The 11,707-nt window shown below is 58.8% G+C and carries 5 protein-coding genes; 1 reads left to right on the top strand and 4 read right to left on the bottom strand.

Annotation, left to right across the window (positions count from 1 at the left end):
* The 4 genes from CRI93_RS11990 to clpB all read right to left on the bottom strand — a co-directional run.
* Positions 1 to 1,814 (bottom strand): hypothetical protein (locus tag CRI93_RS11990; RefSeq protein WP_217992536.1); only part of this gene is annotated, 1,814 nt, incomplete at its 3' end.
* A gap of 107 nt (positions 1,815 to 1,921) precedes the next feature.
* Positions 1,922 to 5,923, bottom strand: a complete 4,002-nt coding sequence (locus CRI93_RS11985; protein WP_098062877.1) for a T9SS type A sorting domain-containing protein — start codon at positions 5,921 to 5,923, stop codon at positions 1,922 to 1,924.
* Between the two features lie 436 nt (positions 5,924 to 6,359).
* Positions 6,360 to 6,833, bottom strand: coding sequence for an RDD family protein (locus CRI93_RS11980; RefSeq protein WP_176521847.1), 474 nt, complete (start codon positions 6,831 to 6,833; stop codon positions 6,360 to 6,362).
* A 259-nt stretch (positions 6,834 to 7,092) separates the two neighbouring features.
* Positions 7,093 to 9,729, bottom strand: a complete 2,637-nt coding sequence (gene clpB, locus CRI93_RS11975; RefSeq protein ID WP_098062884.1) for an ATP-dependent chaperone ClpB — start codon at positions 9,727 to 9,729, stop codon at positions 7,093 to 7,095.
* Between the two features lie 438 nt (positions 9,730 to 10,167).
* Between clpB and atpD the strand changes: the two genes are divergently transcribed.
* Positions 10,168 to 11,673: a F0F1 ATP synthase subunit beta gene (gene atpD / locus CRI93_RS11970; RefSeq protein ID WP_098062875.1), complete on the top strand. Its 1,506-nt coding sequence runs from the start codon at positions 10,168 to 10,170 to the stop codon at positions 11,671 to 11,673.
* The last annotated feature ends 34 nt before the right edge of the window (positions 11,674 to 11,707 follow it).

Genomic DNA, 11,707 nt, shown 5'->3' with positions numbered 1-11,707 from the left:
CGCCAGCCCGCGTCGTTGCCGGCCCCGTCGGTGCCCGTAAAGCGGTTCTGCACGTTAAAGTCAGGGCTGCCCGTGATCGAGGCGACGCCCGCATCTACAGCCAACTCGTTGTTGACAATAGTAATTGGGCCGCTCCCCGTAAACGACAGATCGTCGGCAACTGTAATCTGTGCAGACGTTTCTACGGGAGCTGAGGCATCGTACGTGCCCCCCGTCGATTGGAGAACAAGGGTTTCGACTCCACTCACTCCTGTTCCTTCCTGCAGTTTGGTGTTTATACCCGAATTGCTGCTGGCACTGTCAAGGATGAGCGTTGAGAAGTCGCCTTGAAAGCCGGGTGTGCCCGCGTCCGTGTCCGCATTACTGGCTAAGAAGGGGCTGTAGTCAACAACATCCCCAGCATTGTTTGTGATAGCCAGATTACTGGCTTCGGTAACATCCCACGCATTGAGAGAAGCGTTCAGCAACCCGGGGCTATTGCTTCCGGGATTGCTCACCACCACAGCTTGTCCGCCCCCCGTTCCGGCAAGCACTTGTGACTGCGTGACGGCCATGAGACCGTTGTCTCCCTGCTGCCCTGCACTTTGAATGGAAAGGGCATCTGCATCCACAGAGCCGTTTGTGATAATAGAATTTTCGGCATCGATAAACCCACCTCGCTGTGCAATGAGTCCTGCTCCGCGTCCGGCATTGGTATTGGGGTCAAACCCGTTGCCTTCGATAACAGAGCGACGCACAAAAACGGATAGGCTCAGACTCCCACTACTCAGATCGTCATTCGCACTCGCGTGAATGCCACGATTTGCATTGTTTGCAATGGTGGATTCAATGACATCCACTTCGTACGCTCCTCCATCAACATCAGCAGACACGTTGATGCCCGAGGCATCAGAATCAAAGTTACCGGTGTCACGGATTTCAACGTTACGAAGCGTAGCATCCACAGTGTTTGATCCGTCTCCGATTCCAGCAAGCGAACCATCAAAGCGAAATAGGGTGATGCCGTACTCGGCAGCTCCGGTGATGGACACGCTTTCGACTTCGTACGCGCTATCTACCGAACCGGGATAGACAACAATGCCCCGGTGATTGTTGATGTGCGAGCCGCCGGTAATAGTCTGCGGAGCATCAGGAGCCGTCGCATCGTGACCTAACATCAAGATGCCAAAGGCGACGTTCTCCGTAACGTTATCAGTCACCGTCGCAAAGAAATTACCTGCCAGCCCAATGCCTGCGTTGGCTTCATCGACGCCGAAGCTCCCTGACGCAAATGCGCCAAAGTCGCGCATCAGGTTGTCCTGAAACACATTTCCCGAAGACGGTCCCTGCGCCCCAATGCCTGCTGCTGGGGTCGCTGCTGCTTCCGATATGCTCGGAATGTGTTCAATGATATTGTTTTGCACGGTAATGCCGGTGTACGATGTTGAGGTCGCATCAATGCCAATGCCGACCTCAGCAAATTCGTCAGGATTGGGTTCGGCATCCAAGAGGAAGCCATCAATCGTTACGTTGCTGGCCGCGACTCCGAAGATCACATCGTCGTTGTTGCTGGTCTGCTGGGGCTGTACCACCGTTTCCGCGCTCCGGCTTGTATCGTCATTTCCAGCAACACCCGCGTTGGCACCACGCAAGGTAACTGGCGTGGTGATGAGAACATTTTCGGTGTACGTGCCTGCAGCCACGTCAATATTGTCGCCACTGCTTGCGCTGTTTATCGCAGCCTGGATGGTGCAGTACGGCCCCCCTGTTACATCATCGCAACTCGCGTTGCCCCCATCTACTGTTAGCGTGCTCTGTGCCTGCACGGGTGTCATACCGCCCAGCAGCATTGCAAGGCCAGCGAAAACAATTCCAGTAATTACGTAGCGAATTTGCATGAGGGCCCATTTACAAAAAGAAAAGTCGGACTCGATCGTGGGAGTTATCGCACCACCGCAAAGCGCTGCGTGGCCGATCCGTCGGCGCTTTGCATGCGGACGAAGTACATGCCGCTGGCCAGTCCATCGGCATCAATCTGCATGACATGCGACTGGTCGCCTTGCAGCGGACCGTTGTGCAGCGTGCGCACCTGGCGCCCCAGGGCATCGTAGATTGCAACCGTCACATCTTGCGTCTCACGCACCGCCACCTCCAACTGTCCGCGCCCAGACAGCGGCGTAGGAGCCACCTTTGAGATCTCCAGCGGCGTCTGCATCTGGATGTCCAGCGAGAGCGGCTCTGAAGGAGTTACCGCGCCGTCGGTATCCACCTGTTGCAGGCGGAATGTGTGCGAACCATAGCTCAGATCATCCAGACGAATCTGGTAGGAGGTTTCGCGGTCGGTGGTGCCCGCGCCTTCGACAAATTCTATCGTTTCGTACGATCCGCTCTCCATTTGCTGTTGGATACGGAACCCCGCATTGTTGGTCTCGGAGGCCGTCGTCCACGACAGCACCGCCGCCTGCCCATCGGACTGCCCCTCAAACGTGGTTAGCTCCACCGGCAGCGGCGCTTCTGGTCCGGCACGCACAATAAAGCGCGGATTGTCTACTGCATCGCCTTGCACGCCGCCGCTAAGCCCGCCGGAGCCGCTTCCGCTATCGCTCAAGTCGAACGTATACGTTTCGCCCGGCACCAGCGGCACCTGCGCACCGGTCTCAGTGTCTTCGAGCGTAAGGGCCCAGTCGCTTGGGATGTTCGTCCAGTCCTCGGTGCTGATTGTGGCCGTGCCGCTGAGCCCAACACCTTCGGCATGCAAGGGAATCTCCACGTGCTCATCTAAGTCGTAGGGCACGCTGTGCTGCGCCTGGCGGCGTTGGTCGCTGCTTTGCACGAACGAGACCTGCGCATACGACGCGTTCGGCGGCGTAATGCGCGGCGCGTCGTAGACGTCAAGCTCTGATGTTGCATCCTCATGCGCATAGAGCGACGCCTGACTTTGCGCAAGGGTCGTTCCCTGCTCGTCTTCCACGTGCATTGTGAGAAGCACTTGTCCCGTCTGCGGCGTGCGGGTCATTGACCGGGCGGGGATAAACGGCGCGCCTGTCGTGCGCCCGCTCGACTCAAACGTAAGTGTCTCCGGGCTGAGGGGGCTGTTGCCTTCTGCACGCAGCACCCAGAAGCCCTGCCACGGCGCCAGATTGCGGCTGGAGGGATTCGTGTTGATGACCTCATACTGCTCATTTTGCGGATTCCAGGCCTGGACACTCGCCACAAACTCGCCTGCCGCGCCTAATGGGCTGCCTGACGACTGCAGAATCAGATTCCCTGGATCGAACGACTGCGCAAACGGATTGCCCAGTACGTAGCCCGCCTCGGTGGCGGTCGGGTTGTCCTCATCCGCGATGGCAACATCGACGCTGGCCGTGCCAAACGCATCCGATACCGGATCCGCAAACGAGAGCGGGCCCTCCGTCTGGATGCAGGCGCTGCCCGCCCCGCACGTGCTGCCCGGATTGGCGTCGATCTGGTCGCGCCCGGCAATGTCAAATAGATACAGGAAGAAGCCTTCGCCGGCAGGCAGGTTGTTGGTGCTGGTAAGGTCCTGCGACACGAAGTTCTGCGCCGCACCGTCCCACGTGTAGAGAATGCTGCCCGAGGAGGCCTGCGGAAGCGTCTGTCCAATCTCGTCGCTGTCCATCCCTGCTCGTGGGGCCGATAGGATGCGCCAGCCCGCGTCGTTGCCGGCCCCGTCGGTGCCCGTAAAGCGGTTCTGCACGTTAAAGTCAGGGCTGCCCGTGATCGAGGCGACGCCCGCATCTACAGCCAACTCGTTGTTGACAATAGTAATTGGGCCGCTCCCTGTAAACGACAGGTCGTCCGCAACTGTAATCTGTGCAGACGTTTCTACGGGAGCTGAGGCATCGTACGTGCCCCCCGTCGATTGGAGAATGATCTCGGTGGAGCCGCCCAGCACGAGCGCTTCTTCAAGTTTGGTGCCTGTAGACTGCACATCGGGGCTGCCGCTGTCGAGGTTCAGCGCCGAGAAATCGCCCTGGAATCCAGGTGTGCCGGTGTCCGTGTCGGTGCTGCTATTCAGGAACGGGCTGTAGTCAATGTCAATGGACGACGTGATCGTGCCGACATTGATGTTATCCGACACATCTGTTGCATCGGTGAGCAGCGTGCCACTGTCAAGGAAGGCACTTCCTGACGCATCCACCACGATGTCGCCTGCCGTTCCGTTTTGTCCGGCACTGATCAGATCCGCTGTGCTGTTGCCTTCGACGCGGTTGGCGGCAGCGGTAAGCGTGACGGGCCCTGGGTTATTTCCAAAATCGGACTCGAAGTTGTCCGCTTGCAATGCACTGTTTGCGCTACTCCCGGCTCGGATGTCCGATTCAGTGATCGTCAGGTTTGCCCCTTGGCGCGCGAAGACCCCGATACCGGGATTGCTTCCTTTCGGGTTGTTTCCGTTGTCGAAGACAGCACTTTCGGTTACAGAGACCGTGGTATTGTCTCCACGCGCAAAGATGCCACGGTTGTCATTATTTTCTATGGTTGCATTGGTGACAGTCACGCTCTGCGACATATTTCCATTTCCGAACTCAGCACTGAATCCGCCGAAGTAGAGTCCGGCAGAAGACTGTCCCCCGTTTACGCCTCCATCTGGCGCGCCCGTGTTGCGAACCGTGACGTTCTCAATCGTACCTGTTGTGGTCAGCGAACTACCCGGACTGCCTCCCGTGAAGACAAAGATACCGGCATGAAAGTTAACATCTCGGATGTTTGCACTTCCCTGAAAGTCGTCTATCGTGAAGTCGCTAATGGAGAAGTTGCTGACTGTACTGGGCTCTTGCCCGTCGAGAATAGCAATGCCCTGAAGCACGCCCGCAATGCTGGGATTGGTGATGGTGGCCGGATTGCCACTGCTGGGATTGACTCCGTCGAAGACGATTCCATAGAACGCGTCGTTGACGGTATTGTCTGAAAGCTCTACCTGATTGGCCGTGACTGAGGCAAGGGCAATCCCGATGGTTTGCTCTCCTACTGTTCCTCCCGCCGTGCCATCGTTATCCTGGTCAAACTCTTTCTGCGTGAGTGTAATGTTGTTTTCTATTACCGACACGCTGACTCCATTTCCAGGAATGCCCAATCCACCATCAAACCCAATCCCGATAATCTCGGCAGTGATGTCATTGGTTTGAATGTCAATATTTCCGCCATCCTCAAACGACTGTACGCCAATGCCGACCGGCACGGTGTCCATTTCATTGTCTGATATGCTGGCGTAGAAGTCTTCGTCGATCCCAATGCCAAACGAGAGACTGGATCCAACTTGGTCTGAGAATGACTCAAAATTGCGGAATAGGTTGTTCGTGAAGGCATTTCCTGTGGACGGATTCCCAGCCGAAGCCCGTGCCAAAATACCACCGGAAAGTAGTGGTGGCCCTGAATCAGACGCGATCGGAATGTTCTCGATGATAGAGTTGGTGACGGTGATGTTGTCGTACGCTGCTGTAGAAGCGTCGATGTTGATGCCTTGCCCCGCATTGTACGACCCTGTGAGCCCCGCATTGTCGCCGTTAATCAGGAAGCCGTCAAGTGTTACCCCAGAAGCTTGAATCGCAATAACCGGGGCGTCCCCGTTATCGACCTCGGGCACTACAATCGTTTCGGCGTTGCGCGTGCCACTGCCCGGCGTGCCCGCGTTGTTGCCCTGGATGGTCAGCGACTTGTTAACGACAACATTCTCGGCGTACGTGCCCGGGCACACGAAAATGGTCTGGCCTGAACTGGCATTGTCGACGGCGGCCTGGATAGAGAGATCGTCGGGCGCTGTGGTGCACGCTGCGGGGCTCGCGTCGAGCGTGCCGTCGTTGACCACAAGGTCTTGCGCCTGCGCAGGCAGCCCCCACCCCACTATCAGGAAAAGCGCTCCCAGTGTAAGTGCGTATTGCAGATAGTCCGGCGTTGTGCGCGCGAAAGTGTATCGTATTCTCATAAGACTGAATAAACCCGTGGTAAAGAGTCGGGATGTTCACCCCCTCAACGATTTCTCCGTTCGTTGTCATGCGCGTTATCACGCATGTGCATCGCCCCTTCTTGAGAAGAGCACTCGCCGAGAAGACGGCAAGTATAATAAACTACAGTATAAGGCAGAAAGAGCATCGGAGCGTGAAAGGGTATGCATGAATACTATACATTACTGTAGCACGCATTGCACAGGAATGCAACCCCATCGCTGATTTCGTTACATTCCTGCGTCGCAGTAGGACTTTTCTACCTCTTTTTTATCACGTGGCGTACATACCACAAAGAAACCGCCGCTCTGCATACCAAAGCGGCGGCCTCCTAAGTATATCTGTTTAGGGGATGCATATGTTTGTCTCTATGCGCATATTCTCTTGCGCATTTAGCAGGGGGGCACTATTCTGATGCTATGCCTTCACAACCGTGGTGCGGGCCATGTCATCGCCCCAGCGCTTCTGGTCGCTACGCGTAAGTACCCGGTAGCCTTCGTACAACCCAATAGCCAGCGCGGCCAGCGAAATGGGAAGGGCCAGCAACCACCCAAGGAGAGGGATCTCGGCAACCAATGCGGTGACGCCTCCGATCGCAAACATCCAGTTGCGCTTTGCAGAGGTCTCAATGTCCATCGCCTGCCCATCGGCACGCTTCACCTTGAGTCCCATCACATGCTTACCGATCGAGCGCTGGTTCATGAAATCGAGCGTCAGGCCATCGCGCACCAGAAAGTAGCCCGCGCCTAAGAGCGGCCCAAGCACGGGGATCCATGACACGAGCATCGTAAGGACGGAGTCAATGAGTATCGCCAAAAAGCGGGTCATCTTTTCGGGCTGTGTGGTGGATGCAGCGGCATGTTCGCTTGTGGAGGAGGACGATGTCGGCATAACAGAGCACGGGGGATTAATGCAAAGGTCGTTTATTGGTCGGCGTAGGTGTGTATGTGGATGCGTAAAGCGCGGGCGGTTGCGGACACTCGTCGCTACGCGCATTACACCTTCCTATGGGCGATGTGCTCTCGTATGCATCGGTCTATCAGCCACAGTGAACATCCCTTCGCATCCCCCGAACGCGTTTTCGATCCACACAAAAGCCCCGACAGCAGACACTGCCGGGGCTGAATCCTTACAATAAAGTGTATCTGCACTACGCACTCACCGGCTCGGCCTCAGGCGTCGTCTCGAACACCAGACCCGACTTGTCCGCGGCCAATGCAATCTGCACGGCGTCGCCGTCACGGATGTCGCTGCTAAGCAGGGCCTCGGCCAGCGGGTTGGCCACCTGACGCTGCATGACGCGCTTCAGCGGACGCGCCCCAAACGCAGGGTCGTAGCCGCGGTCGGCAAGCCAGTCTTTGGCGTCGTCGCTCAGGGCCAGCGTGAGGTGGTGGTTCTTCGCCGCCACCGTGCGAAGGCGGTCGAGCTGGATCTCCACAATCTTCCGAATATGCGAGCGCCCGAGCGAGCGGAAAGTCACGATCTCGTCGATGCGGTTCAGGAACTCGGGGCGCAGCCGCTTCCGCAGCATGCGGAGCAGCGTCTCTTCCAGCTCCTGCCGCTCCAGATCCGACAGATAGCCGCCGTCCACCGTATCCATCTTCTCGGTAATGATCTCTGACCCCATGTTTGAGGTCATGATGATGATGGTGTTGGTGAAGTCCACGGTGCGGCCCTGGTTGTCGGTCAGGCGTCCGTCGTCGAGCATCTGCAAAAGCACGTTGAAGATCTCGGGATGCGCCTTCTCGATCTCGTCGAGCAGGACCACCGAGTACGGCTTGCGGCGCACCTGCTCGGTAAGCTGCCCGCCTTCTTCGTAGCCCACATAGCCGGGCGCGGCGCCAATAAGGCGGCTGGCGGTGTGCTTCTCCTGGTACTCGCTCATGTCGATGCGCACCATCGCATCTTCGTCGTTGAAGAGGAAGTGCGCGAGCGTCTTGGCGAGCTCGGTTTTGCCCACGCCGGTGGTGCCCAGAAAGATGAACGAACCAATCGGACGCGACGCCTCCTGCAGCCCTGCACGTCCGCGGCGTACGGCATCGGAGACGGCCTTGATGGCTTCGGGCTGCCCCACCACACGCTCCGAAAGCTCGTCTTCCATACGCAGCAGCTTCTGCCGCTCGCTTTCGAGCATGCGGCTGACAGGGATGCCCGTCCACCGCGACACGATGTCGGCGATGTCTTCGTCGTCGATCTCCTCCTTGAGAAGCGCACCATCTTCCTGGATGGCTGCCAGCTTCTCATTGGCGTCTGCGGCTTCCTCTTTCAGATCCGGGATGCGTCCGTAGCGGATCTCGGCAACCTGGTCGTACTTGCCTTCGCGCTCCAGATTTTCGGCCTCCACGCGCAGCTGGTCGATCTCTTCTTTCGCGGCGCGCACCGTCTGAATCAAGTCTTTCTCCTCTTTCCAGCGCGAGCGCAGCGCATCCCGCTCGTCTTCAAGGTTCGCAATCTGCTCGTTGATCGAGGCCACCTTCTCCTCGTTCTCGTCGCGCTTCATGGCCTCGCGCTCAATTTCAAGCTGACGAATGTCGCGCTCTAACTGGTCAAGCTCGGCAGGCATCGAGTCGATTTCGATGCGGAGCTGCGCCGCCGACTCATCGATCAGGTCGATGGCCTTGTCGGGCAGGAAGCGGTCGGTGATGTAGCGCTCGCTCAGTTCCGCGGCGGCCACCAGCGCGCTGTCGGTAATGCGCACGCCGTGGTGCACCTCGTAGCGCTCTTTCAGCCCCCGCAGAATGGAGACGGTGTCTTCGATGCTCGGTTCATCGACGACCACCTTCTGGAAGCGCCGCTCCAACGCGCGGTCTTTCTCAAAGTGCTTGCGGAACTCGTCGAGCGTGGTGGCCCCAATCGCGCGCAATTCACCCCGCGCCAGCGCCGGCTTCAGAATGTTGGCGGCATCCATGGCGCCCTCGGTAGCACCGGCACCAACGAGCGTGTGGATTTCGTCGATGAACAGGATGAGCTCGCCATCAGATTCGCTTACCTCCTTCACTACGGCCTTCAGGCGGTCCTCAAACTCACCGCGATACTTGGCCCCGGCAATCAGCGCGCCCATGTCGAGCGCCACAATGCGCTTCGACTGCATGCTCTCGGGCACATCGCCCTGTACGATGCGCGTAGCAATGCCCTCGGCAATGGCTGTCTTGCCCACACCTGCTTCGCCAATGAGCACCGGGTTGTTCTTCGTGCGCCGACTCAGAATCTGCATCACGCGCCGAATCTCCTGATCGCGGCCAATGACCGGATCGATCTTGCCCTTGCGCGCCAGCTCATTCAGGTCGCGCGCAAAACGGTCGAGCGCTTCGTAGCGGCTTTCGGCATGCGGATCGTCAGCGCGTTGTGTGCCGCGCACGTCCTCCATGACGTCGAGGAGCGTCTCCTTCGAGGCCCCCTGATCGCGCAGCGCCTGCCCGATGGTGTCTTTGCCCTCAACGAGTCCCACGAGCAAGTGCTCGGTCGATACGTACTCGTCGCCCATCACATCGGCTTCGGCGCGGGCGCGGTCGAATACTTTCTTCAGGTCGTCGCCCAGGTACTGCCCCGACACGCTGGCCCCCGAGACTTTCGGGAGCTTGCCAAGTGCCGTGTCCGCCTGTTTCTGCAAGCGATCGATGTTGGCCCCAATGCGTCGCAAGATGGATACGGCAATGCCTTCCGGATCGCTGAGCACCGCCTTGAGTACGTGAGCGGGCTCTACGCCCTGATGCTGGTGCGAGGCCGCGATCTCCATCGCTTTCTGCACCGCCTCTTGCGCTTTGACCGTAAACTTTTGCAGATTCATGTGTGTGCTGTAGTTATCCAAGAAAAGGCCGCGATATCATCGCATGAGTCTTCAATCGTGCTCATGCGTCTTTCGTACAGGTCGAAAAGCATACCACTGGCTCGCGCGCTGTCATGTTGGCAGGATGCAGAGGCAGTCGCTGCAGTGCACGCATAGCCACTCGCCCCAATGGCAGCCCGCACGTCGGGGCGTCAGGGCAGATGCGTCAGGGCGGCGCACCCTGATAGGTAGGTCGGCAATTCCGGCAGGGCAGCCCGCCCCGCATCCCCCGAAATTCCACAATTCTTTGCTGCCTTTCCGCACTTTGACCACGAAGCGCGGAAGCAATTGGATGTGCGCTCTGCTATGTTTATGACCGTGCCGCGTGCGCTATGTTCTGGCGCATCTGTGCGGTTGCGACGCGCTGCCGACGAATCACCTGGACCTGACCATCTCCTCATGGACGTACAAACTGCAACAGATACGGGCTCTATCGTTGAAATCGTAGGCCCGGTGGTGGACGCCGAGTTCCCGCCGGATGCGGTGCCCAAAATTTTGGATGCGCTCATGATTGAGCGCGAATCGGGCGACGATCTCATCCTTGAGGTGCAGCAGCACCTGGGGGAGCACCGCGTTCGCTCTATTGCGATGGACACCACCGACGGTCTGAAACGGGGCCAGGAGGTGCAGCAGATGGGCCGTCCCATCTCTGTACCTATTGGCGAGTCGATTCGCGGGCGCCTCTTCAACGTAACTGGCGAGGCCGTCGATGGCCTGCCGCAGCCTGAAACCGACGAGCGCCGTGCCATCCACCAGCCCTCGCCTTCGTTCGACCAGCTGGCCTCGTCGGTCGACATGCTCGAAACGGGCATTAAGGTAATGGACCTCATCCAGCCCATTCCCAAAGGGGGAAAGGTTGGGCTGTTTGGCGGTGCCGGTGTGGGCAAGACCGTTCTCATCCAGGAGCTTATCAACAACATTGCGAAGGCGCACGAGGGCCTCTCAGTGTTTTCGGGCGTGGGCGAGCGCACCCGTGAAGGCAATGACCTCCTCCGCGAGATGCTGGAGTCCGGCGTGATGACCTACGGCGAGGAGTTCGGCGAAGCCATGGAAGAAGGCGGCTGGGACCTCGACAAGGTCGACATGGAAGCTGTGAAGACCTCGAACCTCGCGCTGGTCTTCGGCCAGATGAACGAGCCGCCAGGAGCGCGTGCCCGCGTGGGCCTGACGGGCCTCACCATTGCGGAGTACTTCCGCGATCTGGGTGGACGCGATGTGCTGTTCTTCCTCGATAACATCTTCCGCTTTGTACAGGCGGGCTCCGAGGTGTCGGCGCTCATGGGCCGTATGCCGAGTGCTGTGGGCTACCAGCCGACCCTTGCCAGCGAAATGGGCGACCTGCAAGAGCGCATTACCTCGACGCAGAAGGGCTCGATTACCTCGTTCCAGGCCGTGTACGTACCGGCGGATGACCTTACTGACCCCGCGCCGGCGACCACGTTTGCCCACCTCGACGCCACCACGGTGCTCTCGCGCCAGCTGTCGGCTCAGGGCATCTACCCCGCCATTGACCCGCTCGACTCTAACAGCCAGATTCTGAACGAGCGCACCGTCGGCAAGGACCACTACCAGACGGCGCAGGAAGTGAAGCGCATTCTGCAGCGCTACAAGGAGCTGCAGGACATCATCGCCATTCTGGGGATGGACGAGCTCTCTGACGACGACAAGCAGGCCGTAAACCGCGCCCGCCGCGTGCAGCGCTTCCTGAGTCAGCCGTTCTTCGTGGCCGAGCAGTTTACCGGCACCCCCGGTGCCTACGTCTCGATCGAAGAGACCATCCGTGGCTTCCGCATGATTCTGGATGGCGAGCTCGACCACCTGCCCGAGCAGGCGTTCCTCCTCAAAGGCACCATCGACGAGGTGATTGAGGACGGCGAAGCAATGCTTGCCGAAGACGACGCGTAATCGTACATCGCACGTGGCGCCGCCTGTCTGCTCC

Origin of the sequence: Longimonas halophila (assembly GCF_002554705.1) — a bacterium.
Classification (GTDB): domain Bacteria; phylum Bacteroidota; class Rhodothermia; order Rhodothermales; family Salinibacteraceae; genus Longimonas; species Longimonas halophila.
This window is presented reverse-complemented; position numbering and strand designations above follow the sequence as displayed.